The sequence below is a fragment of the Pseudarthrobacter arbutini genome, from assembly GCF_054510915.1.
In genome coordinates this window covers 90,326-115,506 of the sequence record NZ_JBTNDQ010000002.1, presented here as the reverse complement: position 1 = coordinate 115,506, position 25,181 = coordinate 90,326, and the positions used below count along the sequence as shown (strand labels likewise).

Below are 25,181 nucleotides of genomic sequence, written 5' to 3'. Positions count from 1 at the left end.
CGTCAGTAGCCCTGCGCGTCCAGGAGTGCGTCTTCCTCTTCTTCGGCGGTCGCCTTCTTGCGCTTGCGGGCAACGGGGGGACGACGGCGGGCGGCGGCAGCCGCTGAGTGGACGGTACTGCCCGAATCCGTCAAGCCTTTTTCGCCCTCTGCGGCGTCCTCGGCGTCAATCGCGGCATTCCTGGCCTGCTGCCGTGCGGCGTACCCGAAGCCCACGAACATCAGCACCCCAAACGCGAACCACTGCAACGAATAGGACAGGTGCGTGCCTTCTTCGGTGGCCGGCTTCGGGAACGGGAACGGCATGTCAGCGGGGGCGGGAGATTCAGACGCCAGCTGCCCGTAAGCGCCGGTGAGTACGGGATAGCCCAGTTGGTCGGCGTAAGTGGGGAGATCGATGGAAGCAAGCTGGCCGTCGGGGGCGCCGCGGTCCAACTGCGGCTCGCCGTGCTTGAGGCGGACGACGGCGGTCACGGGTCCGGCGGGAGGCGCCGGGATGGAATCAGGACTGCCCGGGTTCTTGTTGCCGATGGGCAGCCAGCCGCGGTCGATCACCACGGTTTCACCGGTCTCCAGCTTGAACGGGACAACCACCTCATACCCGGGCTGCCCGTTCAGTGGACGGTTGCGGACAATCCGCTGGCCGTCGGGATCATACGTGCCCTGGAGTTCCACCTGGGTCCATTCCTTCGACGGGTCCAGGGCGGAGAACTCGTCCCTCGCCTCGTCGAAGGAGATGGGTGTGGCGGAATAGTTGGTGACCACGCGGTTGATCTCCGCGAGGGTCTCTGCGCGGCGGTCCATCTGCCAGCGGCCGAGGAAGACGCAGGCAGCGGCAAAGATGGCGGCAAGCAGGAGGTATCCCAGCCACTTGCTGGAAAAGAGGAAGCGGTACATTCAGCCGTCCTGCCCTACCGGCGCCCGTCCGGTGTCCTGCCCCGAATCCAGGACCAGGGTTTCCTTCCAGAGCCCGCGGGTCTGGAGGTAATCTTCCAGCCAGTCACGGTGGTCATCGCAGGCAAGCCAGGTCTTGCGGCGTTCCGGCGTATGGATTTTGGGGTTGTTCCAGAGCAATTGCCAGGAAGCTTCCGAGCGGCAGGCCTTGCGGGAGCACATGGCCGCCATAGCCGGCGGCGGACCAGCGGTCCCTGCAGCCAGGTCAAAAATGTTCATGAGGCGCGCCGTTCCTGTCCTTGCGTGGGTTCGTCGTCGTCATCAATGAGCTCGCCCTGGATGACCGCGGACGTGGAGTCGTCCTGTTCCGGCTGCCAATACGGGCTTTCCAGCTCGGCAAGCGGGGCCGAGTCGAGCAGCGAGTCGCTGTGGACCTCCGCCTGGTCGCTGCCATTCGCGATCACCACCGCGATCCACGGGAGGAAGACGGCGCCGGCGACCATTACGAGCTTGAACCAGCCGTCCACCACAAAAATGAGGATGAGGCAGACCATGCGGATTCCCATGGCCACCGCGTACTTGATCATGCGCTGGCGCATGTCCTCCGAGTGGGCGGCCGCCGCGTCCGTAATGCTGTGGACCCCGGAATCCCCAGAGAACCTTTCGGGATCTCCGGGCACGGACTGTCCAGCATGGTTTTCAAGGGTCACGGCTGATTGATCACGCTCCAAAGGCTTGCCTCAATTCTCTCACCATCGTCAGTGGCGCCCAAACGCGGGCTAAGATCGGAGGCAGCAAAATCACACCCCTTACAACCGCGGCTGCACATGCCGCAGAATCCCGGAGCGTTTTATGTCTGAAGCAGCTACAGCGGCCCGCAGCGTCCTGATCACCGGTGGAAACCGCGGCATCGGCCTGGCCATCGCGCAGGCTTTTGTGGCCAACGGCGACAAGGTGGCCGTGACTTACCGGAGCGCGTCGGAGCTGCCGGCCGGGATTCTGGGCGTGAAGGCCGATGTGACTGACGAGGCCTCTGTGGATGCAGCCTTCGCCGAGGTGGAAGCTGCCCACGGTCCCGTTGAAGTCCTGGTGGCAAACGCGGGAATCACCAAGGACACACTCCTGATGCGCATGAGTGAAGATGACTTCACGTCCGTGATCGACACCAACCTCACCGGCGCTTTCCGCGTCATCAAGCGCGCCTCCAAGGGCATGATTCGGATGCGCAAGGGCCGCGTGGTCCTCATTTCCTCGGTCTCCGGCCTCTATGGCGCGCCGGGACAGATCAACTACTCGGCCTCCAAGGCCGGTCTGGTGGGCATTGCCCGGTCCCTGACCCGAGAACTCGGTTCACGCGGGATCACAGCAAACGTTGTGGCTCCCGGATTCATCAACACGGACATGACGGCAGAACTGCCCGAAGCCACGCAAAAGGGCTACCTTTCCAGCATTCCTGCCGGACGGTTTGCAGAGGCAACGGAAGTGGCGAACGTGGTCCGTTGGATCTCCAGCGACGAGGCCGCCTACATTTCAGGCGCCGTCATTCCCGTTGACGGCGGACTCGGCATGGGCCACTGACCACGCTGCATTGACCAGGAGACCTGTCAGGCGGCAGCGTCGAACCCTTCCCTGAGCCAGGCGGTGACCTCGACGTCGATGTCGCGATCTCATGGCGTGAGCGTATGCCCTCCCCAAGCTGAAGGACTCAAGTTATCGATAGCATCCAAGCACTGGCCTGCGTGCCGTGTGCAGTGTCAGGATTGAGGACAGGACACAAGCGAAGGCTAGAGGAGGCTCGTGGATGACCGATGAGACGTCAGCCGCACCCGAAACCGGATACGCGTCGGTCAACGGACTTCAGATGTACTACGAGCTGCACGGCGACGACGGCGGCGGTGGCACTCCGCTGTTGCTCCTGCACGGCGGGCTCTTCGACATCGAGCAGCAGTTCGGCGCGCTGATCCCGGGCCTGTCGGCCGGGCGCCGGGTGATCGCCACGGACTTCCAAGGGCACGGACGCACCAACGACACCGATCGGCCGCTGGGCACTTCCGACCTGGCGTCCGATGTCATCGGGCTTCTTGAATACCTCGGTGTCGACACCGTCGACGTGTTCGGGTTCAGCGTCGGCGGTGCGGTCGCGCTGGACCTCGCGATCCACCACCCGGAACTCGTGCGCAAGCTCATCGTTTCGTCGGTGTCGTTCCGTCCAGAGGGCGACCGTGGCGGCAACGCCGAAGCGGTCGCGGAGATGACGGTGGACATGATCGCGGGTACGCCGATGGAGGAACGCTACCTCGCCGTGTCGCCGCATCCCGATCGCGAGCACCTGCAGGGCCTGCTCAACAAGCTTGCACGCTACGGCGCGGGCGAGACCGGATGGAGCGACGACGAGATCCGCGGAATCGCCGCCCCGACGCTCTTGACGGTGGGTGACTGCGACATGGTCAGGCTCGACCACGCGGTGAAGTTCCTCCAACTGCGCGGGGGAGACGTGAACGGCGACTTCGAGGGTGTGCCCGCGTCGCAGCTCGCGGTGTTCCCCGGCACGACGCATTTCTTCGGGCTCGCCCGGACCGACCTCGTGCGCGACGTTGTGATCACGTTCCTCGATGCACCCGAGCCCAAGGGCTGGGCCGATCGGTGAGAGTGTCACTGACGTCGAATCGCAGTGTCACCCCGCACGCCTGATTGTCTGACGCGAGGCGCCATGGTCCAAAGACCCCCGAGGACCCGAAGAAGTCAGTCACGGACTTCCGGCGAAGGACTCGAAGGAGACACCAGAAGGCCAGTCCGAAACTAGCGTGACCGGGCTTCTTTGTGGGGGTCATACAAGCGAATGTGCGGCGGGCGCTGGCATGATGGACTCCAGACCTCAAGCGATTTAGACGTTTCAAACAAAGGAGCCCATATGGGACTGCTGGACAACAAAACCGCCATCGTGACCGGATCCTCACGGGGAATCGGCGCTGAAGTGGCCAAAAACCTCGCTGCCGAGGGCGCCGCCGTCGTGGTTAATTACCGCCAGAAGGCGCCGCGCGCCAACAAGGTGGTCGCAGGAATCGAAGCTGCCGGCGGCCGCGCCACCGCCGTAGGTGCGGACCTCACCACCCAGGAAGGCGTGCAGGCCCTGGCCAGCGCGGCCATGGAGAACTTCGGTTCGCTGGACGTCCTGGTGCTCAACGCTTCCGGCGGCATGGAGTCCGGCATGGCAGACGACTACGCCCTGAAGCTGAACCGCGATGCGCAGGTCAACATGCTCAACGCCGCCGTGCCCCTAATGAAGGAAGGCTCACGCGTGGTATTCGTGACCAGCCATCAGGCCCACTTCATCAACTCCGTGCCCACCATGCCCGAATACGAACCCGTAGCCCGCAGCAAGCGTGCCGGCGAGGACGCCCTGCGTGAGCTCCTGCCGAACCTGGCGGAAAAGGGCATCTCGCTGGTGGTTGTCTCCGGCGACATGATCGAAGGCACCGTTACGGCGACGCTTCTGGACCGCTCGAACCCGGGTGCCATCGAAGCCCGCCGCGCCGAGGCCGGAAAGCTTTACTCCGTCGAGGAGTTCGCTGAAGTTGTGGCCAGCATGGCTACGGCCGACGTCGAATCCGGCCATACTGAGTACGCTGGCGGCTCCGACTACTTCGGCAAGGGCGCCGAATAGCATTCCCGGGCACACCTGAAGGGCCGTATTTCCACGCGGCAACCCATCACCATGACGAGCTCCGGGCAGTACTCCTGCCCGGAGCTTTTGTCTGTCGCGAAGCAACGGTGAGCCCAGGGCGTTGTCTACGCGAGCAAGGCCGCCTAGGGTTTTGTGCATGGCACAGCAGCGAGAAGTGACAGGCCGTAGCTATCCAGCGGGTGTTCCCTGCTGGGTGGACACCCAGCAGGCCGATGTGGAGGCCGCCATGCAGTTCTATGGCGGAATTTTCGGGTGGGAGTTCGAGGACACTACCCTGCCCGGCGGCACTGGCAGGTACGTCATAGCCACCCTTGGCGGCCAAGAGGCCGGCGCGATCACGGGCCCCGGAACCGGCGCTGCCGTGTGGAACACCTACGTCTCCGTCGACGATGCGGACGCTGCCGCGAACCACCTGGTCTCGGTCGGGGGAACACTGAAATCGGCCCCTGCCCCTGCGGGTTCAGGGGGCGTGCAGGCGGCGCTGGCGGACCCCGAGGGCGCCGAGTTCCGCATCTGGCAGGCCCGCGAGCGACTCGGTGCCCAGGCGGTGAACCTTCCCGGTGGATGGAACTTCAGTGACCTGCACACCACGGACACCGAGGGGGCCATCGCTTTCTATACGAAGGCCTTCGGCTGGCAGTTCGACGACCTCGGCTTCGGCACGATGATCCGCCGCCCCGGTTACGGTGATCACCTTGAGGCCACTGTCGACCCCACCATCAGAGATCGCCAGTCGGGCGACCTGGTTCCCAGCGGCTTCGAGGACGCTGTTGCCTGGCTTGCCGCCGCGGCGCCGGGGGAGCGTCCGCAGTGGCACGTGACGTTTACTGTCGCAGATCGGGACCGTGCGGCGGAGACAGCGGAGCGCCTGGGCGCGGTCATCTTGGGGCAGGACGATAACGAGTGGACGCGCACTGTCCTGATCCGGGATCCCGGCGGAGCCGTCTTCACCGCGAGCCAGTACACGCCGCCGGCGGGCTGACCGGGACCCGGCTGAGTCCACCCGGTCTGAGTCCACCCGGTCTGAGTCGACCCGGGCGGCGGCCCAGCGGGACGGAGCCTCAGACCCCGGCGATGTGGCGCACGGCATCGAGGTACGGCATGTTGATCGCCGAGTCCGCGACAGCCCGGACCGCAGGTTTGGCATTGAACGCCACACCGATCCCGGCGGCCCCGAGCATGTCCAGGTCGTTGGCGCCGTCGCCCACGGCAATGGTGTGTTCCATCGCGATTCCTTCTGCGGCCGCCCACTCGCGCAGGTACTTTTCCTTCGCCGCACGGTCGATGACGGCACCGAGCACCTTGCCGGTCAGGGCCCCGTCCACAATCTCAAGTTCGTTCGCCAGCCAGTAGTCCAGGCCCAGGTCCTCAGCGATGGGCCCCAGGATCTGGTTGAACCCGCCGGACACCACGGCCACCACGTGGCCTGCAGCCTTGAACGCCGCAACCAGCTCAGCGGCACCTTCGCTCAGCTTCACTTCCGCCCGGACGGAATCGACGACGGCGGCCGGCAGCCCTGCGAGCACGGCCACCCGCGCGTGGAGGCTCTGCGCGAAGTCCAGTTCACCGCGCATCGCCGCTTCGGTGACTGCCGCCACCTCCTCCCGCTTGCCCGCATAGGCCGCCAGGAGCTCGATGACTTCCTGCTGGATCAGCGTCGAATCAACGTCCATGATCAACAGCTTCCGCGGAGCCGCACGCAGGCCAGCGGGAACGATGGCGGTGTCCAGGCCATCCTGCGCCGCCTCGGCCACCGCCCGGCGGAGGGCCGAAATGCCGGCGTCCGTGCCATCCGCGACGGCGACCTCGGCAGTGTGGACCTCAAACCGGCTGTCCCCGCCCCTTGATTCGGATTGGAGCGTGGCGCCACTGCCCGTCAGGGCGGAGCGCAGCCTGTCGAGCCCGGAGGCAGTCAGTTTTGGGCCATAGCTGACCGCAGTCACGTTCGAAGTCATGGCTGCAATCTTAGCCAGCGGGGGAGAGCCGCCCGAATTGATTGCGCCACGTTGATGGCGAACCCGTGGGCCAGCCAGCAGACGGGCCGTGGCCGGGACTGTGACAAGCGTCGCTGTCCACGTTTCAGTTATCAGTCCGTCCCTGTTTTGTCCTAGTGTCTACTCCTATGAGTGATGTTCTTGAATTGGCCGCCGTCAGCGTTGTCCGTGGGTCTAAGACGCTCCTGAACAAGGTGGACTGGCAGGTCAAGGAGGGCGAGCGCTGGGTCATCCTGGGACCCAACGGCGCAGGCAAGACCACTCTCCTGCAGATTGCTGCAGCCCGTCTTCACCCCACCAGCGGCATAGCCGGCGTCCTGGAGGAAATCCTCGGCTCCGTGGACGTGTTTGAACTCCGGCCCCGCATCGGCCTGTCCTCCGCCGCACTGGCCAACCAGATTCCCGGGCACGAAACGGTCCTCAATGTTGTTGTCACCGCGGCGTACGGCGTGACGGGGCGGTGGCGTGAGGGCTATGAGAGGGCTGACGAACGCCGGGCTTTCAGGCTGCTGAATGATTGGGGCATGGGGCCGTTCCTGAACAGGGCTTTCGCGTCCCTGTCCGAGGGTGAGCGCAAGCGCGTCCAGATTGCCCGTGCCCTGATGACTGACCCGGAACTCCTCCTGCTCGACGAACCTGCCGCCGGCCTGGACCTGGGTGGGCGCGAGGACCTGGTGCACCGCCTCACCGAACTGGCCCGTGATGACGCCGCTCCGGCCATTGTCCTGGTCACCCACCACCTCGAAGAAGTGCCGCCTGGCTTCACCCACGCGATGTTGCTCCGTGAATCCAACGTGGTGGCGGCAGGACCCCTCGAGGGTGTGCTCACGGCGGAGCACCTCAGCAAGACCTTCGGCGTGGAACTCGACGTCACCGTCAACGCCGGGCGCTACACCGCCACCGCCCGCCGCTAGGCCGCGGGCGCCGCCAACCGTGGATCTTCTCAGCAGCATCTTTGTGTTTTTTGCCGGCCTGTGGGCTGGCACCATCAACGCCGTTGTAGGCTCCGGCACACTGGTCACCTTCCCGGTCCTGATCGCCCTCGGCGTCACTCCGGTGGTCGCTTCCATGAGCAACGCGATGGGCCTTGTGGCCGGCACCGCAGCGGGCGCGTGGGGCTACCGCCGCGAGCTCAAGGGCCGCGGCCTGCAGCTGCTGAAGCTCCTCCCGGCGTCGCTGCTGGGCGGCATCACCGGAGCCTGGCTGCTGCTGCACCTGCCGGAGAAGGTCTTCCACTACGTCGCACCGGTCCTCCTGGTCCTTGCCCTGCTGATGGTGGTGTTCCAGCCGCGGCTGCAGGCCTGGGTCCGCAACCGCGAAGAAAACCCCGTGCACGCCATCAAGGACAAACGCCATGGCATCCTCCTGATCGTGCTGGTGTACCTGGCCGGCGTCTACGGGGGCTACTTCGTGGCCGCCCAAGGCATCCTCCTGGTCGGCATTCTGGGCGTGTTCCTCACCGGCACCATCCAGAACGCCAATGCCATGAAGAACATCCTGGTCCTCGGCGTGAACCTCGTGGCCGCAGTGTCCTACCTGCTCTTCGCGTTTGACCGGATCAACTGGCTGGTGGTGCTCCTGATCGCCGTGAGCTCCACGATCGGGGGCCTCCTGGGCTCCAAGGTGGGACGGCGGCTGTCCCCGGCTGTGCTGCGGACTGTCATCTTTGCGCTCGGCCTGATGGCGCTGGGCTTTATGATCGCCAACCTGATGAAATAATCAGCCGGTGACAATCCAGTACCTTCAATCGGCCGGGGATCCCCGTGTCTCCGACTACACGCAGCTGACGGACGTGCACCTGCGGAAGCTCCGTGAACCGGCTGAGGGAATGTACATCGCCGAATCCTCTCGGGTCCTGCGCCGGGCGTTGGCGGCCGGCCACCGGCCAAGGTCGTTCTTCCTGGCGGAGAAATGGCTGGCTGACCTGCAGGATGTCCTCAGTGCCCATCCGGACGTTCCCGCCTTTATTGGCAGCGCTGCCCTGCTCGAAGAGATCACCGGGTTCCACCTCCACCGCGGCGCCATGGCGGCCATGCAACGGCCGGAACCGGTGCCCCTCCACGACTTGCTGGCCGGCGCGCGCCGGGTCGCTGTCCTGGAGGACATCGTGGACCACACCAACGTGGGTGCCATCTTCCGGTCGGCCGCGGCCCTGGACATCGATGCCGTCCTGATTTCGCCGCGCTGCGGCGATCCGCTCTACCGCCGCAGCGTCCGGGTCAGCATGGGAACGGTCTTCCAGGTGCCCTGGGCGCGGCTGGAGTCCTGGCCGCAGGACCTGTCGCTGCTTAAGGAAGCCGGCTTCACGGTGGCCGCGCTGGAACTCACCGGGGATGCCGTGGACGTGGACGCGCTTGCCGCGCGCAATCCTGACCGGCTGGCCCTGGTGCTCGGCACCGAAGGTGCCGGCATGAGCGCCGAGACGCTTGCCGCCGTCGACCTCGCCGTGAAGATCCCCATGCGCGCCGGCGTGGACTCCCTCAACGTGGCCGCCGCCTCCGCCGTGGCGTTCTGGGAACTCCGGCCCCGCGGTTCGCAGGGTCCGCGTTGATCAGCTATTATTAACAGCTGGCTGTCCTGTGCTTTCTGCCATGCGGCAGTGAAGCAGGCACCAGCCATCCCATTCATACCTGGCAGCTGGCAAAATCCAGTTGTGCGAACAAAGGCCCCATTATGAAGTCTGATATCCACCCGAAGTACGAAGCTGTTGTTTTCAACGACCTGGCTTCCGGCGTCAAGTTCCTGACCAAGTCCACCGTGTCTTCCAAGAAGACCATCGAGTGGGAAGACGGAAACACCTACCCGGTCATTGACGTCGAAATCTCCTCCGAGTCCCACCCGTTCTACACGGGCAAGCAGCGCATCATGGACTCTGCAGGCCGCGTCGAGCGCTTCAACGCTCGCTTCAAGGGCTTCGGCGGCGCGAAGTAATTCACCCCCCAAGGTTCTTTGGAAAGCCCGCACCGGCAACGGTGCGGGCTTTTTGCGTCCGGGGTTTTGTCGTTTCGGGGAGCCCCTATCGTGGGGCAGGATGGATGTCATGACTGCCTCGCCGTTTGCCGCTGAAGACCGCCCCCGCAGCCACCACGGTGAGTACAAAGTCCCCGGCGGCAAACTTGTGGTGGTGGATTTCGACGTTGTGGACGGTGTCCTCGCCGACGTCTCCCTCAGCGGCGACTTTTTCCTCGAACCCGACGAGGCTCTACCGGCCATCAACCGGGCGCTGACAGGACTTCCGGAAAGCACGACGGCGGCCGAGCTGTCCGCGGCCGTCACCGCTTCGCTGCCGCCCGGCGCTGTCCTGTTCGGCTTTTCTGCCGACGCCGTGGCCGTCACCGTTCGCCGCGCGTTGGCGAAGGCCACGTCCTGGACTGACCACCACTGGAACATCATCGCTCCCACTGTGCTGCCCACGCATATCAACGTCGCCCTGGATGAGGTGGTGACCGAAGAGGTGGGCGCCGGCCGCCGCAACCCCACCCTGCGGTTCTGGGACTGGGAAGAACCATCCGTGGTGATCGGCAGTTTCCAGTCCTTCAGGAACGAGCTGGATCCCGACGGCGTCGCCCGGCACGGCATCACCGTGGTCCGCCGGATCAGCGGTGGCGGAGCCATGTTCATGGAGGCCGGCAACTGCATCACGTACTCCCTGTACCTGCCGCAGACGCTCGTGGACGGGATCAGCTTCGCGGACTCCTACACATTCCTCGACGCCTGGGTGATGGCCGCCCTCGAGAAAATCGGGGTAACGGCGTTCTACGTGCCCCTGAACGACATCGCGACGGACCAGGGCAAGATCGGCGGAGCTGCCCAGAAACGCCTGGCCAACGGGGGCATGCTGCACCACGTCACCATGAGCTACGACATCGACGCCGACAAGATGGTCGAGGTGCTGCGCATCGGTAAGGAGAAGCTCTCGGACAAGGGGACGCGCAGCGCCAAGAAGCGGGTTGATCCGCTGCGCCGGCAGACCGGGATGGCCCGCACGGAGATCATCGCGGCCATGATGGAGGTTTTCACCGAACGGTACGCCGCCACCCCTTCCGAACTCACTGCCGCCGAGCTCACTGCCGCCCGGGACCGGGTGACCACCAAGTTCGGCGCCGAGGATTGGCTGCACAGGGTCCCGTAAGAGCCCTTGCCGGTGATCTACAGAGCCTGTGCGGTGAGCGCCCTCAGAAGGTGGCTCCGCTGCTCCGCAATGATCCGGCGCAGCGCCCGCGGCGCGTCAGAGTTGGCCGTCAGCCAGGCATCCGTGCGGAGCACCACGCCGTGCTCCGCAGGCAAGGTCCCCGCCGGCAGATCCTGCGCCAGGGGATAGAGCCCCCGGACGATCCGGATGGCGATTTCAATGCTCCTGTTGTCCCAGACACCGCGGAGGCACTCGAAGTACGGCTCCACATAGGGTTCCAGCAGGGCAGCAGAGGCGGTGGTAAATCCAACGATGGTGGCGCTGAGCAGCTGGTTCGACAGCTCCGTCCCCTCCACGGCAGAGTGCCATGCGGCGGCCTTCACACCACGCTCCGGACGGGCGGCGACGGCTGTGGCGTGGCCCGCGCGGCCCGAGGCGGTGGTGTCGCGTTCGAGTTCTGCGTCCAGCTCTTCGGGGGTGGCCTGCCCGTTGGCCGCCAGGGCCTGCCAGAGGCTCCAGCGCAGCTCGGCGTCCACGGCCAGGCCGTCCACCACCACTGTGCCGTCCAGAAGGCCCCTGAGCCGGGGGAGGAGGGCAGCGTCATGACGGCTGACGGCGGCGAGCGTCCGCGCCCAGGCCAGCTGGTGGTCCGAGCCCGGCGCTGCCTTACCCAGCTGGGCGTCGGCCGCCGCCAGGAAGGCGCCGCGCACCGCGTCGCGTTGGGCCAAGCGGGTGTAGCGTTCGACGGCGGTGGCGGCGTTCTCGAGGATGTTCAGCAGCACGCCGACTCCCGTTTCGGACGGGGCGAACGACGTCACGGCCTCCACGTAGCGGGAGGCCGGGCTTTCCCCGTCGCGGGCGGAGTTCCACAGCGCGGTCCAGCAGAGGGCGCGGGCCATCGGATCGGTGATGCGGTCCAGGGATGCCAAAACTGTTTCCTCGGACACCGGGTCCAGCCGGACTTTTGCGTAGGTCAGGTCATCATCGTTGACGAGCAGGAGGGCGGGCCGCGGCTGCCCAGCCAACTCCGGGACCTCTGTCCGCGCTCCGGCAACGTCCGTTTCGATACTCCCGGTGCGGACCAGGGCGCCGTCGGCGTCGAAGGTGTACGAGCCCACGCGCAGCCGGTGCGGCCGCAGTTCCTCCCGTCCGTTAACGGGGTCCACTGCAGCCTGGACGATCGTTACGGCGCCGAGGACGCCGTCGTGCGTGTCCGTCTCCAGCGACAGTGTGGAGATGCCGGAGGTCTGCAGCCAGGCGGCAGCCCAGCCGGCAAGGTCGCGACCGGAAGCAGCGCTGAGGGCCTTGAGCAGGTCCGCCAGTGTGGTGTTTCCGTAGGCGTGATCGCGGAAGTACTGCCGTGAGCCGGCGATGAAAGCATCGAACCCGACGTACGCCACAAGCTGCTTGAGTACGGACGCACCCTTGGCGTAGGTGATGCCGTCAAAATTCTGCTTGGCGGCCTCAAGGTCAGGGATGTCGGCAACGATCGGGTGGGTGGTGGGCAGCTGGTCCTGGACGTAGGCCCACGCCTTGCGCTTGTTGGCGAAGTTCACCCAGGCTGTCTCCCAGTCCGTGGCACGGTCCACACCGAGGGTACCCATGTAGTCCGCAAAGGACTCCTTCAGCCACAGGTCGTCCCACCACTGCATCGTGACCAGGTCGCCGAACCACATGTGCGCCATCTCGTGCATCAGCGTGTTCGCGCGGGCCTGGTACTGCGCGTCGGTGGCGCGGGACGTGAACACGTAGCTTTCGGTGAACGTGACCAGCCCCGGGTTTTCCATCGCGCCCAGGTTGTATTCGGGCACAAAGGCCTGATCGTATTTCCCCCACGGGTAAGGAAAATCGAAAAGCCGGTTGAAGAATTCCAGCCCGTTTTTGGTCAGCCGGAAGAGCTCCGCGGCATCGAACGATTCCGCCATGGAAGCCCGGCAATACAGCGCCAGCGGAACCTCCAGCTGTGTGCCGTCGTCGAGCGTGGCGCTCCAGTGGTCCTGGGCTTTGAAGTACGGCCCGGCGAGCACTGTGGTGATGTAGGTGGACATGGGGCGGGTGGTGGCGAAGTCCCAGCGGCTGGTGGCCGGATCGCTGGTCAGTTGTGTCCGGGCCGCTTCCACGCCGTTGGAGGCCACCTCCCAGCCGGACGGTGCCATCACGTGGAATGTGTACTCGGCCTTGAGGTCAGGCTGTTCAAAGTTGGCGAACACTCGCCGGGCGTCGGCGGGCTCATACTGCGTGTAGAGGTAGCACTGGCCGTCAGCCGGATCCACAAAGCGGTGCATGCCCTCACCGGACCGGCTGTACAGGGCGGTGCCGGTGACGGTGACCTGGTTCTCTGCCTGCAGGTTGTCCAGGCGGATCCGGGAACCGTCCACAACGTCGGCCACGGGCAGTCCTTTGCCGTTGAGGAACACGCTGTGGACCTCACCGGCGATGAAATCCAGAAATGTAGACGCCACCTGCCCCTGGCCCGGCACGGCGGCCGAGAAGTGGATAACGCTGCGGCTGATGTAGCCCGCCACGTCCGGGTCCGCTGCCTGCCGCACATCCAGGGCGACGTCGTAGCTGTGGGTGCTGATCAGGGCTGACCGTTGAGCGGCTTCATCGCGCTGCAGATTCTCATGTGACACTCAGCTATCTAATCACGGGACCCGGGCGTGCCGGTCACCATCCGGCTGCCGGCCTAGGCCGTCATCAGGAGGGCCGCTGCCAGGCCCAGCAGCGCGATCAGCAGCCAGGCCGCCAGCGCCGCGAGCAGCGCCCTCGCTCCGGTGTGCAGGAGCGTGCGGATCCGCACGGCCGACCCGAGCCCGAAGAGCGCCGCTCCCAGGAGAATGTCCTGCAGCCCCGCACCGGCGTCGAGCCAGCCGACCGAGAGCCAGTCCGTGGACCGAAGCGCCACCATGGCCACAAACCCCACCACGAAAAGGGGCACCAGCGGCGGCAGCGCGTGTTGTCCTGACGTGCTCATGCGGTGGTGCACGCCCGCCACGGCCACCACCGGTGCCAGGAGCAGCACGCGGGTGAGCTTAACGACGACGGCGATGCCCAATGCTGCGGTGCCGGCGGTCTGCGCCGTGGCCACCACCTGGCCGACGTCGTGCACCGATGCACCCGTCCAGGCGCCGAAAGCGAGGGGGCTCAACTGCAGGGGATGCATCAGCAGCGGCAGGATGCCGATCGCCAGCGTGCCGCACAGTGTCACCAGCGCCACCGGCAGGACAGTATCCGCATGCCGGATCCGTCGCACGGCCGCCATGGCACCGATGGCGGACGCCCCGCAGATCGAAAAGCCGGTTGCCACCAGCAGCGCGGTCTCACGCGGCAGCCGGAACAGCCGCACCAGCAGGTAGGTGCCGCCGAAACTCAGCAGCACCACACCCGTTATCAGGACCATGGCCAGCCAGCCGAGGCCCAGGATGTCCATGATGCTCACCTTGAGGCCCAGCAGGACGATGCCGCCCCGCATCAGGTGCTTGCCCCCGAAGTCCAGGCCCGGACGCGCCCGTCCGGCGATCCACACCGCCGTGCCGGGCAGGTTCGCGGCGAGCAGGCCCAGCGCCACCGCGCCGGTCATGGCGGGCAGGGCCGGCACCACGGCATGTACAGCGAAGGCCACGGCCAGTGCGGGGGTGGCCGTCAGGAGGCCGGGCAGGAGCCGGCGGGAACGCATCGTCGCGTCACGAACGCGGGCCCTCAGGCCGCTGTTCCCGCCCTCGCCGGAGCCACCGGGATTACTTGATTCTGCCACTCACCTACTTTGCCGGATAGGACACGGATTCAACGAACCGACGCTGTCCCCCGGCAACACGCCACAATGGATGGCAGTAATGATTTCGAAACAAAAAGATGGTTGGCTAAAGGACATGTCAGACCTATTTCAGGATTACTCCGAGGCCGCCGGGCGCACGGGCGCCTACGACGAGATGTTCGCCCCCGGCCAGGAGGCCCGCGATTCGTATGCGGAGGTGGCGGATGCGCTCCGCAAGCTCTCCCTCGCCGATGTCAGCGCCCGGGCGGACTCCATGGCACGGACCTTCCTGGACCGCGGTGTGACCTTTGACTTCGCGGGGGAGGAGCGGCCGTTTCCGCTCGACATCGTCCCCCGCGTTATCCCCGCTGATGAGTGGACCGTGCTGGAAAAGGGTGTGGCGCAGCGCGTCCGGGCCCTGGAAGCCTTCCTCAACGATGTCTACGACAAGATGAACGTCGTGGCAGACGGCGTCATCCCGCGCCAGCTCGTCACTACCAGCGCCCACTTCCACCGCCAGGTTCACGGCTTCGAACCGGCCGGCGGAGTCCGCGTCCACATCTCCGGCATCGATGTGGTGCGTGACGCGGCGGGCACCTTCCGTGTCCTGGAAGACAATGTGCGGGTGCCGTCCGGCGTCAGCTACGTCCTGGAAAACCGGCGGGCCATGGCCAAGGGCCTGCCCGAAGCATTTGGCCAGCAGCTCATCCGGCCCGTGGAAGAGTACCCCCGCCGGCTGCTGTCCGCCCTGCGCAAAACGGCGCCCGCCGGCGTCGACGATCCCACCGTAGTGGTGCTGACCCCCGGCGTCTTCAACAGCGCCTACTTTGAACACACCCTGCTGGCCGGCTTGATGGGCGTGGAGCTTGTGGAAGGCCGCGACCTCATCTGCCGCGGCAACCGCGTCTACATGCGCACCACGGCCGGTGAGCAGCGCGTGGACGTGATCTACAAACGCATCGACGACGAGTTCCTGGACCCGCTGCAGTTCCGCTCTGATTCCATGCTCGGCTGCCCCGGGCTGGTCAACGCCGCCCGGGCCGGCGGGGTGACCATCGCCAACGCCGTGGGCAACGGCGTGGCCGACGACAAACTTGTCTACAGCTACGTTCCGGACCTCATCCGGTACTATCTCAGCGAGGAACCTGTCATCGCGAACGTGGACACGTTCCGGTTGGAGGAGAAGGAGTCCAGGGAGTATGTCCTCGACAACCTGGCTGAGCTCGTGGTGAAGCCCGTGGACGGCTCCGGCGGCAAGGGCCTGGTCATCGGGCCGGACGCCTCCAATGATGAACTCGAGGCCCTGCGAAAGCGTGTCGTCGCTGACCCGCGTGGCTGGATCGCCCAGCCCGTACTGCAGCTTTCCACCGTGCCCACTTTGGGCGGGGATAAGTTCGGCCCGCGGCACGTGGACCTGCGCCCCTTCGCTGTCAACGACGGCGACGACGTCTGGGTACTCCCCGGCGGACTCACCAGGGTGGCGCTCAAGGAAGGCTCCCTTATTGTGAACTCCAGCCAGGGCGGCGGCTCCAAGGACACCTGGGTGCTGGCAGACTCGCCCCAGGTGCCGGTGGAAACTGTTCCGCGGCCCACCATTTCCATCCGCGAGCGGGTTTCCGTCTGGCCAGTGGAGAGCAACTGGCGCGACCGCCAGTCGGAGCAGCAGCAGTGAGCCGGGCCATCGAACCGGCACAAATGTTCACAGGTTCATTCCCACAGATTTCGGACGCGCAGGAGGTCACCGCGAATGCTTAGCCGTATTGCTGAGTCCCTATTTTGGATCGGACGCTATGTGGAGCGGGCCGACGGCACCGCCCGCATCCTGGACGTGCATCTGGAACGCCTGAACCACCTGCCCATAGACGAGCGCCGCAGGGTGGCCCAGGAGCTGCTCGCAGTGATGGGCGCCCGGCCGCAGAGCGAAGACTTCGGCCTTCCCGAGCTCCTCCACGCCCTGGCATACGACAAAACCAGCGCAACGTCCATCGCCGGGTCGCTGGGCGCCGCGCGCGAGAATGCCCGCCGTGCCCGCGAGACCGTGTCCTCGGGCCTGTGGGAAAGCCTCAACACCACCTACTACGGGCTGAGCCAGCACCGCAAGGACGTGGTGGGAACGTACCGCTTCTGCAACTGGACGCTGGAACGGACGGCCATGGTCAGCGGCCTGGCCGACACCACCGTGAGCCATGATGAAAGCTGGCTCTTCCTGGTGTTGGGCCGGTCCCTGGAACGCGCCGACATGACAGCCCGGATGCTCTCCACCCGGGATGTCCTCTCTGCGGGTATGTCCTGGGTCAACATGCTGCGCTGCGCGGGAGCCTATGAGTCGTTCCTGCGGACCCGCCGGGCCGCCTTCGGGGACCAGCACGCCGCCGAGTTCCTCCTGCTCGACCGGCTGTTCCCGCGGTCCATCGTCTACGCCCTGCGTGACGCCGATGAGTGCCTTGCCAAGCTGGACCCTTCGGCACAGCGCGTGGGCTTCATCAACGACGCCCGCCGGATCGTGGGCCAGGCCCGCACCTTCCTTGAGTTCCACCGGACGGACGATCTGATGTCCGAACTGCCCGAGCACATGGAACGCGTGCAGAAGGCCGTCTCGCAGGCCTCGGACGCCATTTCCCGTAAATACTTCAATCAGGCAGACGAACTGGCCTGGGTGGGAGAAGTTTCATGACCAGGCTGAGCATCATCCACACCACGGCCTACAAGTACAACAAGCGCGTCACGCTCTCCTACAACGAGGCCCGCATGACACCGCTGACCGACCCCCAGCAGGTGGTCCTGGAATCCGTCCTCAAGGTCTCGCCGTCGCAGGCGGCCGTGAGCACTTACCGGGACTACTGGGGCACACGGGTCACCGCCTTCGACATGCAGATGCCGCACGACCACCTCGAGGTCGTTTCCAACATCACCGTCGAAGTGCACCGGGCCGAGAAGATCCCCGCAGACGCTGACATTGCCGGCTGGGACGTCCTGGCGTCTGCGGAGTCGCTGAACACGTTCAGCGACTGGCTGCCGCAGTCCCAACTGAGCGGTCCCGGTGCCGAGGTGCTGGGCATCATTCCAGGCGTCGTGGAGGGCAAGAACCCGCACGAGGCCGCCATGGCCATCTTCGAATGGATGCGCGGCGAGATGACGTACATGTCCGGTTCCACCGCCGTCACCACCAACGCCGAGGAAGCGTGGGGGCAGCGGCAGGGCGTCTGCCAGGACCTCGCGCACCTTGCCATCGGCGCGCTGCGCAGCTGCGGCATTCCCGCGCGCTACGTTTCCGGCTACCTGCACCCGCGGTCGACGGCGGCCATCGGCGAGACAGTCGCCGGCCAGTCACATGCGTGGCTGGAGTTCTGGGACGGCGAGTGGCGCAGCTGGGATCCCACGAACCACAAGCCGGCAGGGGACTACCACGTCACCGTCGCCAGGGGCCGCGACTACCGGGACGTACCACCGCTGAAGGGCATCCTGTCCGGCGGCGGCGGATCGGCGCTCAGCGTGAGCGTGGAAATCACCCGCCTCGCTTAGGCCGTCGGGGGCGTTTCCTCGTCCTGCCCAGGGTCCGGCCCAGGACTACTCCGGGGCTGCCTTGGCTGCTCCGCTGAGCTGGGTCCACCAGGTCATGGGTGCGGTGACTTTGAACCGGCGCCCGGTCACCGTTCCTGGGCTCACCCGGACAAAGGTGTCTTTCTTCCCGGCCTGCCATGGGAAGAGGTACAGGGCTGCGGAGTCCAGGATGCCTTCGGTTCCTGTGATGGCCTTTGCCGGTCCCTTGACCACCACGCTCCAGGCCAGGCCACTGACGGCATCCACGCCGTCTGCCTCCAACGCCACAGCGGCACCTCCCGAGGCGGCGGCCAGCTTGGTTCCAGCGCCGGTGCGGAACACTAATGTTCCGCCGTCCACCGTGTAGTTGATGGGGAAGATATCCGGCTGGCCGTCCACCAGGACGGCCAGCCTGCCTACCGAAACCGTCCGCAACAGGGCCCAGCATTCGTGGTGTTCCAGGTTCTGCACCTGGGACGTTGACTCGCCGGAGTTGGACTCTCGGGACGTTGACTCGTTGGACGCTGGGTCACCGGACATTGGTTCACCGGACATTGGCTCGCTGCTCATGCCGCCGAGCCTACGCCCAACACCCTGCGCAGGACAGTGTTCGTCCTACCAGGGGCTGGGCTTGTAGTCCTTGAGGAAGACCCCGTACTGGTCCTCGCCGTTTTCGCCCATCACGATCGGATCGTAGACGCGGGCGGCGCCGTCCACCAGGTCCAGGGGCGCGTGGAAGCCCTCCTCCATGAGGCGGACCTTGGTGAAGTGCGGCCGTTCGTCAGTGATCCAGCCGGTGTCTACCGCAGTCATCAGGATCCCGTCGGCGTCCAGCATCTCCTGGGCGCTGGTGCGGGTCATCATGTTCAGGGCTGCCTTGGCCATGTTGGTGTGCGGATGCCCGGGGCCCTTGTAGGCGCGGGAGAACTGGCCTTCCATGGCGGAGACGTTGACGATGTACTTCCGGTGCGCCGTGGAGCGCTTCATGGCGTCCCGGAGCCTGCTAACCAGCAGGAACGGGGCCGTGACGTTGCAGAGCTGGACTTCCAGCATTTCCAGGGGGTCAACCTCGTCCACCACCTGGGTCCAGCTGTTGATGTCGGCCAGGTCCGGGACCAGGCCGCCGGCGTCGATGGCTGTACCGGAGGCGATCCGCTCCAGCGAGGCCGATCCGGTGGAGAGCGCCAGCGAAGTGATGGCGTCGCCGGCCAGCACCGGATGGTCCGTGACACTGCTCGCCAGGGCGAGGGGGTGTTTGTCGTGGGCGTGGCCGAAGGTCACCAGTTCCGGTCCGCCGTTGGCCGGCTCCAGGGCGGCGGGCAACGGCTCGTCCTCGGCGTCCACCAGGGGTTTGTAGGCGTTGCCGGATCGGCGCACCGTCTGGGCGGCGTTGTTGATGATGATGTCCAGGGGGCCCGCTGCGTTGAGCGAATCCGTCAGGGCCATCACCTGTGACGGGTCGCGCAGGTCGATGCCCACGATCCGGAGCCGGTGCAGCCACTCGCTGCTGTCTTCCATTGCCGCAAAACGGCGTGCGGCGTCTTTGGGGAACCTGGTGGTGATCGTGGTGTGCGCGCCATCCCGGAGCAGGCGCAGCGCGATGTACATGCCGATTTTGGCCCGCCCGCCGGTGAGCAGCGCACGCCGGCCTGTCAGGTCGGTGCGGGCATCCCGCTTGCTGTGGCTGAAGGCGGCGCATTCCGGGCAGAGCTGATGATAAAAAGCGTCCACCTGCGTGTAGTGCTTCTTGCAGATATAGCAGGGGCGGGAACGGATCAGGTGCCCGGCCACCTTGCCCGTCGCCGAGGTCTCCAGCTTGTTGCCGCGGGTCTCGTCGTCGATCCGGTCCGGTGCTGCCGTTGCCGTCTGGGCGAGCACGGCCCGGTCGGCTTCGGAGATAAGGTCCCGCTTGGTGACGCGGCGGTGACGCTTCACGGCCTTGAACATCTTCCCGGTGGCACGGCGCACCGAGACATAGTCGGGGTGTTCCTCGTCGTAGACGTGGATGGTGTTCAAAACCTTGAGGCAGGCCTGGATTTCCTCAGGCGTCAGATCGGGGGAGCTCATTGTACCGATTTTACAGCCTGGCGAAGATCCAGCCTGACCGTGCCGCGGGGTTCGCAGCCCGGCCAGGCCTGGATGTCCTTCGTTTAGGCGCGGCGGCCGCCCGGGGCGGCCTGGGCTGCTGTTTCCGCATGGACCGCAGCGGCCTGTTCGACTGATTCGCGGAGTTCGGGGTATTTGGCTGTGGCCGCCTTGACGGCGTCCGGTACCAGGTGGAGGTTCTTTGCGGCGAGCGCACGTTCCGCGTCCCCGGGCTCGGGCACTTGCTGGCCTTTGGCGAGCACGGTGATGCCGGAGTCGGTCACCTTGAAACCGCGGGCGCGGTCCAGGTCATGGTCCAGGCCGATCGCGGCGCCGGCCGGAACCTTCACGTTCTTGTCCAGGATGGCCCGGTTGACCACGGCACCTTCGCCGATGTTCACCTTGTCCATCAGGACCGAGTCGATGACCCTGCTGCCGTTCCCCACAAAGACGTCGTTGGACAGGACGGAACCCTCTACGACGCCGCCGGAGATGACCACGCCGCTGGACACGATGGAGTCCAGGGCGGTGCCCACGGTGTCGTTTTGCCCGCGGACGAACTTAGCGGGCGGGGAGATGCTCTGGCGTGTGTAAATGGGCCATTCAGCGTTGTAGAGGTTGAACACAGGCAACGGCGAGATGAGGTCAATGTGGGCGTCGTAGAACGAATCGATGGTGCCGACGTCGCGCCAGTAGGTCCGGTCGCGTTCCGTGGAGCCGGGGATGTCGTTGAGGGTGAAGTCGTAGACTCCGGCCTCACCCTGGCTGACGAAGTAGGGGATGATATCCCCGCCCATGTCGTGCTTGGTGTCGAGCCGTTCGGCGTCCACGTGAAGGGCATCCACCAACGCGTCGGCGTCAAAGACGTAGTTGCCCATGGAAGCCAGGAACTGGGTGGGATCAGCGGCCAGGCCAGGAGTTGTGGCGGGCTTTTCCACAAAAGCAGCGATCTTCTGCGGGTCCTCCTGGTCCACCTCGATCACACCGAACTGGTTGGCCATGCTCAACGGCTGGCGCACGGCGGCCACAGTGGCCTTGGCACCGCTCTGCACATGCTGCTCCACCATCTGGGCGAAGTCCATGCGGTACACGTGGTCCGCACCAACCACGACGACGATGTCGGGGTTGGCGTCATGGATCAGGTTCAGGGACTGGTAGATGGCGTTGGCGCTGCCGAGGAACCAGCTCTTGCCGACGCGCTGCTGCGCCGGCACGGAGGCCACATAATTGCCCAGCTGCGTGGACATCCGCCAGGTCTCGGAAATGTGGCGGTCAAGGCTGTGAGACTTGTACTGGGTCAGGACCACGATCTGCAGGTAGCGTGAATTCACCAGGTTGGACAGCGCAAAGTCGATCAGACGGTAACTGCCGGCAAACGGCACTGCAGGTTTCGCCCGGTCTGCCGTCAGTGGCATTAGCCTGTTTCCCTCGCCGCCCGCGAGGACAATGGCCAGGACTCTTTTATTCAACGGCATGGTAGTAGCTCCTGTACGCCTTCGTAACCCCAAACAGTCCGGCATGCCCGGACTCCTTCACACTAGAACAGATAGTGCGGAAGGACTACCTTGGGTAACGTGCGAATAGACATTGTGACTAAAGAGTTCCCGCCCGAGATCTACGGAGGCGCCGGAGTCCACGTGGCCGAATTGAGCAGGGTGCTTAGTAAGCATGTTGACCTGCAGGTTCGTGCCTTCGGTGCACCCCGCGACGCCGATTACCACGGTGCCGGGGTGACCTCCTATTCCGTTCCCGAAGACCTGGGCTCGGCCAACGCCGCCGTCCAGACGCTCGGGGTGGACCTGCGGATCGTGCCGGACGTGGCAGGTGCCGATCTGGTCCATTCGCACACCTGGTATGCGAACATGGCCGGCCATCTGGCGTCCCTGCTCCACGGCATCCCGCACGTATTAAGTGCCCACAGCCTGGAGCCCCTGAGGCCGTGGAAGGCCGAGCAGCTTGGCGGCGGCTACGCGTTGTCCTCCTGGGTCGAGAAAACTGCCTACGAGGCGGCAGCAGCGATCATCGCCGTTTCAGAAGGCATGCGCCAGGACATCCTCCGCAGCTACCCCGACGTTGACCCTGCCAAAGTCAGGGTGGTCCACAACGGCATCGACGTCGAACTGTGGCAGCGCGATGAAAACCAGGACGCCGTCCGCGCCCTGGGCATTGATCCAGATAAGCCGAGCGTGGTGTTTGTCGGACGCAACACGCGCCAGAAGGGCGTGCCGTACCTGTTGCGTGCCGCCGCGAAGCTTCCGGCCGATGTGCAGCTCGTGCTGTGCCTTGGCGCGGCGGATACCCCCGAGCTCGCCGCAGAAACTGCACGCCTGATCGAGGAGCTGCAGAGCCAGCGGACAGGCGTCGTGCTGATCGAACGGATGCTGCCGCGGAACGAACTCATCCAGGTCCTCAGCCACGCCACAGCGTTCGCCTGCCCGTCCATCTATGAACCGCTGGGCATCGTCAACCTCGAGGCGATGGCCTGCGGTGCTGCCGTGGTGGCCAGCGCTACGGGCGGCATTCCCGAGGTGGTCCAGCATGGCGAGACGGGCCTGTTGGTGGACCTGGAGCAGGTCACCGACGGTACCGGCACGCCGCTTGATCCGGAGAAGTTCGTGACGGAATTTGCCGCCGCTCTGACCGAGGTGGTGTCCGATCCCGAACGGGCACGTGCCATGGGCCAGGCCGGCCGGCGCCGCGCGGAGGAGCACTTCTCCTGGGACTCCATCACCGAGACCACCCTCGAGGTCTACCGCTCAGTGCTTTCCTGACGGACGGCAGGAACCGCAGCACTGGTGACCAAACAGCGCACGACGGCGCCGCCCCCACCGAGGGGACCGGCGCCGTCGTCCGTACATAACGCCTGATCCAACGCGAGGTCACAAAGTGCCCATTCCGGGGCGTCGGAGGGGCTTGAAGTGACCTCGCGTTGCTTTATCGGGAGGTAGCCGTGCGCGCCAACAGCACCTTTTCGTCGACGGGTGCGTTGCCGCTGGCCCGCTGTGCCCTGACGTACGCGCGGGCCTCGTCCTGCCGGGTCTTCTCGGCACCGGTGGCGATCGATGCGCGCACGTGCTCGTCGCCGTACCCGAAGGCGTCCACGAGGTCCAGGGCGTGTGGCCTGATCTTGACCAGGAGCCGGTTGATGTAATCACCCACGGTGCGTGCCCGCTGCATGGAGAGCCTGCCGTTCATCAGGTACCAGGACAGGTTCTTTTCGATCAGCGACAGGCCGAACAGGTCGCGCAGCCAGGTCAGGACCCGCTTGGTGCCGGGGTCCGTGACGCCTTCCAGGGCCGCCGTGAACGCCTCCCATTGCAGGAGCTCCGCGTGGGCCTGCGCAGCATCGATCAGCTCGTTCTGGTGCTGGTTGAAGAGGGCCGCCCCCTTTTCGACGGGCAGTTTGTTGGCGCCCTTCAGGGCCGACCCGACGTCGGCCACCATGGTCTGGACCCGGTCCGTCAGGAGGGCGCGCTGGCCTTCCTCGTCCCGGAGCGCAATGGCGGCCTTCTGGACTGATCCGGTATCGGCGACAAACTGTGCCACCTGCCGCAGGCCGGTGCGATGGATCGCCACGCCCGTTGCCTGGGCCACCACGTAGCGGGCCAGGACCCCGAAATCGACGTTCCTGAACTCCTTGGCGTAGTCGGCCAGGAGGCGCTTGGCCACCAGCTGGAGCAGCACGGTATTGTCGCCCTCGAACGTGACGTAGACATCCAGGTCAGCGCGCAGGGAGGCGAAGCGGTTTTCGATCAGGAAGCCGGCGCCGCCGCAGGCCTCACGGCATTCCTGCAGGGTGTCCAGGGCGTGCCACGTGCTCAGCGGCTTCAGGGCCGCGGCGAGAGTCTCCAGGTCCTGGCGGTCCTCATCGGTATCGTGGGCGCCGGAAAAGACGTCGTCGAATTTCTGGAGGAGCTGCTCGTGCGCGAAGCCCGCGGCATACGTCGTGGCCAGCCGGGTAAACAGGCGCCGCTGGTGGCGCTGGTAGTCCAGGAGGACCTCTTCGTCAGTGTGCGACGACGCGTTGAACTGGCGCCGTTCGGTGGCGTAGCGGATGGCTGCTGTCAGGGCGACCTTCGACGCCGCCACGGCCGCGCCGTCCAATGACACGCGGCCCTGGACGAGGGTTCCCAGCATGGTGAAAAAGCGGCGGCCCGGGCTGGCGATGGACGACGTGTACCTACCATCCGGGGCCACATCGCCATAACGGTTCAGCAGGTTCGTGCGGGGGATACGGACGTTGTCGAAATGCAGCCGGCCGTTGTCGATCCCGTTGAGGCCGCCCTTGACGCCGTCGTCCTCGCCACCGATCCCGGGCATGAACTCCTTGGTCTGGGGGTCCCGGAGGTCAACGTAGAACGCATGCACACCATGGTTGACGCCATTTGTCACGAGCTGGGCGAAAACGACGGCGCCGAGACCGTCGATGGCTGCATTGCCGATGTAGTCCTTCCACGCAGCGCGGAACGGTGTGTGGACCACAAATTCCTGGGTTTTGGCGTCGTACGTCGCCGTGGTGGCGATGCTGGCCACATCGGAACCGTGGCCCGTCTCCGTCATGGCGAAGCAGCCAGGGATCTCCAGGCTCATGATGCCTGGCAGCCACTTGGTGTGGTGTTCTTGCGTGCCCAGGTGCATCACGGCCGAGCCGAACAGGCCCCACTGGACACCAGCCTTGATCTGCAGCGACGGATCGGCCGTGACCAGTTCCTCGAACGCCGCGATGTTGCCGCCATGGTCGTCGGAACCGCCCAGAGCCGTCGGGAAGGCCCGGTGCACGGCGCTGTTGTCCACGAGGTACTTCAACTGGCCGAAGGTTCGCGTCCGGTGTTCGGTGTGCGTCAGTCCTTCAATTTTGTGCAGTGCAGGGTCACTGGCCAGCGCGCGGGATTGGCGACGGGAGTCCGCCCATTTGCCCAGGAGTTGCTCGCCGAGGGCGGCAACGTCGACGGCGGGCTGCACAGCCGAGCCGTAGTTGGCGCTGGTGACCGCTGGGCCCGCAGCGGCTGTATTCGTTACGGCGGCGTCCGGGCCGGTGGGGCGGTCCACTACTTCGGTCATGTCAATGTCCTTCGTTGGTTCTGACAGGAGGGTGTGA

23 protein-coding genes are annotated in these 25,181 nt (G+C 65.6%); 13 read left to right on the top strand and 10 right to left on the bottom strand.

Annotated elements, in window-relative coordinates; genetic code table 11:
- Positions 1 to 2: 2 nt before the first annotated feature.
- From ACX80V_RS02615 to ACX80V_RS02605, 3 genes are read right to left on the bottom strand one after another with little or no spacing between them, the layout of a single operon-like run.
- Positions 3 to 896: an SURF1 family cytochrome oxidase biogenesis protein gene (locus ACX80V_RS02615; RefSeq protein WP_485841826.1), complete on the bottom strand. Its 894-nt coding sequence runs from the start codon at positions 894 to 896 to the stop codon at positions 3 to 5.
- Complete coding sequence (locus ACX80V_RS02610; RefSeq protein ID WP_058932504.1) at positions 897 to 1,172, bottom strand: hypothetical protein; 276 nt, start codon at positions 1,170 to 1,172, stop codon at positions 897 to 899.
- Positions 1,169 to 1,603: a DUF3099 domain-containing protein gene (locus ACX80V_RS02605; RefSeq protein ID WP_485841825.1), complete on the bottom strand. Its 435-nt coding sequence runs from the start codon at positions 1,601 to 1,603 to the stop codon at positions 1,169 to 1,171. Before ACX80V_RS02605 ends, ACX80V_RS02610 begins: the two co-directional genes overlap by 4 nt.
- Positions 1,604 to 1,745: 142 nt before the next feature.
- On the opposite strand from ACX80V_RS02605, the gene fabG reads away from it, so the two are divergent.
- From fabG to ACX80V_RS02585, 4 genes are all read left to right on the top strand, one after another.
- Positions 1,746 to 2,471 carry a 3-oxoacyl-ACP reductase FabG gene (gene fabG / locus ACX80V_RS02600; RefSeq protein ID WP_104061453.1) on the top strand — a complete coding sequence of 242 codons (726 nt, stop codon included), beginning with the start codon at positions 1,746 to 1,748 and terminating at the stop codon, positions 2,469 to 2,471.
- A 223-nt stretch (positions 2,472 to 2,694) separates the two neighbouring features.
- Positions 2,695 to 3,540: an alpha/beta fold hydrolase gene (locus tag ACX80V_RS02595; protein WP_485841824.1), complete on the top strand. Its 846-nt coding sequence runs from the start codon at positions 2,695 to 2,697 to the stop codon at positions 3,538 to 3,540.
- 264 nt (positions 3,541 to 3,804) lie between these two features.
- The gene (locus ACX80V_RS02590; protein ID WP_058932500.1) at positions 3,805 to 4,557 is read left to right on the top strand and encodes an SDR family oxidoreductase; all 753 of its coding nucleotides are present in this window, start codon (positions 3,805 to 3,807) and stop codon (positions 4,555 to 4,557) included.
- A 157-nt stretch (positions 4,558 to 4,714) separates the two neighbouring features.
- On the top strand, positions 4,715 to 5,560 hold the full coding sequence (locus tag ACX80V_RS02585; protein WP_485841823.1) for a VOC family protein: 846 nt from the start codon (positions 4,715 to 4,717) through the stop codon (positions 5,558 to 5,560).
- 79 nt (positions 5,561 to 5,639) lie between these two features.
- Here the strand turns inward: ACX80V_RS02585 and serB are convergent, their stop codons facing one another.
- Positions 5,640 to 6,533: a phosphoserine phosphatase SerB gene (gene serB / locus ACX80V_RS02580; protein ID WP_485841822.1), complete on the bottom strand. Its 894-nt coding sequence runs from the start codon at positions 6,531 to 6,533 to the stop codon at positions 5,640 to 5,642.
- 167 nt (positions 6,534 to 6,700) lie between these two features.
- Here serB and ACX80V_RS02575 point away from each other — a divergent pair, with 167 nt between their 5' ends.
- The 5 genes from ACX80V_RS02575 (at position 6,701) to lplAB (ending at position 10,704) form a co-directional block, all read left to right on the top strand.
- Entirely contained in the window at positions 6,701 to 7,486 is a 786-nt protein-coding gene (locus ACX80V_RS02575) for an ABC transporter ATP-binding protein (protein ID WP_058932497.1), read from the top strand.
- A 19-nt stretch (positions 7,487 to 7,505) separates the two neighbouring features.
- Positions 7,506 to 8,291 carry a sulfite exporter TauE/SafE family protein gene (locus tag ACX80V_RS02570; RefSeq protein WP_058932496.1) on the top strand — a complete coding sequence of 262 codons (786 nt, stop codon included), beginning with the start codon at positions 7,506 to 7,508 and terminating at the stop codon, positions 8,289 to 8,291.
- 7 nt (positions 8,292 to 8,298) lie between these two features.
- A complete protein-coding gene (locus tag ACX80V_RS02565; RefSeq protein ID WP_485841821.1) occupies positions 8,299 to 9,123 on the top strand; it encodes a TrmH family RNA methyltransferase in 825 nt (274 codons plus the stop codon).
- Positions 9,124 to 9,245: 122 nt separating this feature from the next.
- Complete coding sequence (locus tag ACX80V_RS02560) at positions 9,246 to 9,503, top strand: type B 50S ribosomal protein L31 (RefSeq protein ID WP_056339888.1); 258 nt, start codon at positions 9,246 to 9,248, stop codon at positions 9,501 to 9,503.
- Between the two features lie 109 nt (positions 9,504 to 9,612).
- Positions 9,613 to 10,704, top strand: coding sequence for a lipoate-protein ligase LplAB (lplAB, locus tag ACX80V_RS02555; protein ID WP_485841820.1), 1,092 nt, complete (start codon positions 9,613 to 9,615; stop codon positions 10,702 to 10,704).
- Between the two features lie 17 nt (positions 10,705 to 10,721).
- On the opposite strand, the gene pepN is transcribed toward lplAB, so the two are convergent.
- Positions 10,722 to 13,337: an aminopeptidase N gene (gene pepN / locus ACX80V_RS02550; protein WP_485841819.1), complete on the bottom strand. Its 2,616-nt coding sequence runs from the start codon at positions 13,335 to 13,337 to the stop codon at positions 10,722 to 10,724.
- Between the two features lie 53 nt (positions 13,338 to 13,390).
- A complete protein-coding gene (locus ACX80V_RS02545) occupies positions 13,391 to 14,380 on the bottom strand; it encodes a YeiH family protein (protein WP_485842047.1) in 990 nt (329 codons plus the stop codon).
- A 193-nt stretch (positions 14,381 to 14,573) separates the two neighbouring features.
- Between ACX80V_RS02545 and ACX80V_RS02540 the strand changes: the two genes are divergently transcribed.
- The 3 genes from ACX80V_RS02540 (at position 14,574) to ACX80V_RS02530 (ending at position 17,980) form a co-directional block, all read left to right on the top strand.
- Positions 14,574 to 16,130 (top strand): circularly permuted type 2 ATP-grasp protein, encoded by a 1,557-nt coding sequence (locus ACX80V_RS02540; protein ID WP_058932491.1) that lies wholly within the window; start codon positions 14,574 to 14,576, stop codon positions 16,128 to 16,130.
- A 75-nt stretch (positions 16,131 to 16,205) separates the two neighbouring features.
- Complete coding sequence (locus ACX80V_RS02535; RefSeq protein WP_485841818.1) at positions 16,206 to 17,132, top strand: alpha-E domain-containing protein; 927 nt, start codon at positions 16,206 to 16,208, stop codon at positions 17,130 to 17,132.
- Entirely contained in the window at positions 17,129 to 17,980 is an 852-nt protein-coding gene (locus tag ACX80V_RS02530; protein ID WP_485841817.1) for a transglutaminase family protein, read from the top strand. The genes ACX80V_RS02535 and ACX80V_RS02530 overlap by 4 nt, the downstream gene beginning before the upstream one ends.
- Positions 17,981 to 18,025: 45 nt before the next feature.
- On the opposite strand, the gene ACX80V_RS02525 is transcribed toward ACX80V_RS02530, so the two are convergent.
- The 3 genes from ACX80V_RS02525 to glgC form a co-directional block, all read right to left on the bottom strand.
- Entirely contained in the window at positions 18,026 to 18,469 is a 444-nt protein-coding gene (locus tag ACX80V_RS02525; protein ID WP_058933102.1) for a pyridoxamine 5'-phosphate oxidase family protein, read from the bottom strand.
- Positions 18,470 to 18,613: 144 nt separating this feature from the next.
- Positions 18,614 to 20,065, bottom strand: a complete 1,452-nt coding sequence (locus ACX80V_RS02520) for an SDR family NAD(P)-dependent oxidoreductase (RefSeq protein ID WP_485841816.1) — start codon at positions 20,063 to 20,065, stop codon at positions 18,614 to 18,616.
- 83 nt (positions 20,066 to 20,148) lie between these two features.
- The gene (glgC, locus tag ACX80V_RS02515) at positions 20,149 to 21,558 is read right to left on the bottom strand and encodes a glucose-1-phosphate adenylyltransferase (RefSeq protein ID WP_485841815.1); all 1,410 of its coding nucleotides are present in this window, start codon (positions 21,556 to 21,558) and stop codon (positions 20,149 to 20,151) included.
- Between the two features lie 99 nt (positions 21,559 to 21,657).
- Here glgC and glgA point away from each other — a divergent pair, with 99 nt between their 5' ends.
- On the top strand, positions 21,658 to 22,854 hold the full coding sequence (gene glgA / locus ACX80V_RS02510) for a glycogen synthase (RefSeq protein ID WP_058932487.1): 1,197 nt from the start codon (positions 21,658 to 21,660) through the stop codon (positions 22,852 to 22,854).
- A gap of 163 nt (positions 22,855 to 23,017) precedes the next feature.
- On the opposite strand, the gene ACX80V_RS02505 is transcribed toward glgA, so the two are convergent.
- Positions 23,018 to 25,144 (bottom strand): acyl-CoA dehydrogenase family protein, encoded by a 2,127-nt coding sequence (locus tag ACX80V_RS02505; RefSeq protein ID WP_485841814.1) that lies wholly within the window; start codon positions 25,142 to 25,144, stop codon positions 23,018 to 23,020.
- Positions 25,145 to 25,181: the final 37 nt, after the last annotated feature.

Excerpts from the sequence above, each read along its gene's own strand:
- ACX80V_RS02590 (WP_058932500.1), top strand. The coding sequence starts at position 3,805 with ATGGGACTGCTGGACAACAAAACCGCCATCGTGACCGGATCCTCACGG.
- fabG (WP_104061453.1), top strand. The coding sequence starts at position 1,746 with ATGTCTGAAGCAGCTACAGCGGCCCGCAGCGTCCTGATCACCGGTGGA.
- lplAB (WP_485841820.1), top strand. The coding sequence starts at position 9,613 with ATGACTGCCTCGCCGTTTGCCGCTGAAGACCGCCCCCGCAGCCACCAC.
- ACX80V_RS02545 (WP_485842047.1), bottom strand. The coding sequence starts at position 14,380 with ATGCGTTCCCGCCGGCTCCTGCCCGGCCTCCTGACGGCCACCCCCGCA.
- ACX80V_RS02540 (WP_058932491.1), top strand. The coding sequence starts at position 14,574 with ATGTCAGACCTATTTCAGGATTACTCCGAGGCCGCCGGGCGCACGGGC.
- ACX80V_RS02535 (WP_485841818.1), top strand. The coding sequence starts at position 16,206 with ATGCTTAGCCGTATTGCTGAGTCCCTATTTTGGATCGGACGCTATGTG.
- ACX80V_RS02520 (WP_485841816.1), bottom strand. The coding sequence starts at position 20,065 with ATGAGCTCCCCCGATCTGACGCCTGAGGAAATCCAGGCCTGCCTCAAG.
- ACX80V_RS02585 (WP_485841823.1), top strand. The coding sequence starts at position 4,715 with ATGGCACAGCAGCGAGAAGTGACAGGCCGTAGCTATCCAGCGGGTGTT.
- ACX80V_RS02615 (WP_485841826.1), bottom strand. The coding sequence starts at position 896 with ATGTACCGCTTCCTCTTTTCCAGCAAGTGGCTGGGATACCTCCTGCTT.
- ACX80V_RS02575 (WP_058932497.1), top strand. The coding sequence starts at position 6,701 with ATGAGTGATGTTCTTGAATTGGCCGCCGTCAGCGTTGTCCGTGGGTCT.
- serB (WP_485841822.1), bottom strand. The coding sequence starts at position 6,533 with ATGACTTCGAACGTGACTGCGGTCAGCTATGGCCCAAAACTGACTGCC.
- ACX80V_RS02610 (WP_058932504.1), bottom strand. The coding sequence starts at position 1,172 with ATGAACATTTTTGACCTGGCTGCAGGGACCGCTGGTCCGCCGCCGGCT.
- ACX80V_RS02530 (WP_485841817.1), top strand. The coding sequence starts at position 17,129 with ATGACCAGGCTGAGCATCATCCACACCACGGCCTACAAGTACAACAAG.
- glgC (WP_485841815.1), bottom strand. The coding sequence starts at position 21,558 with ATGCCGTTGAATAAAAGAGTCCTGGCCATTGTCCTCGCGGGCGGCGAG.
- ACX80V_RS02505 (WP_485841814.1), bottom strand. The coding sequence starts at position 25,144 with ATGACCGAAGTAGTGGACCGCCCCACCGGCCCGGACGCCGCCGTAACG.
- ACX80V_RS02595 (WP_485841824.1), top strand. The coding sequence starts at position 2,695 with ATGACCGATGAGACGTCAGCCGCACCCGAAACCGGATACGCGTCGGTC.
- ACX80V_RS02560 (WP_056339888.1), top strand. The coding sequence starts at position 9,246 with ATGAAGTCTGATATCCACCCGAAGTACGAAGCTGTTGTTTTCAACGAC.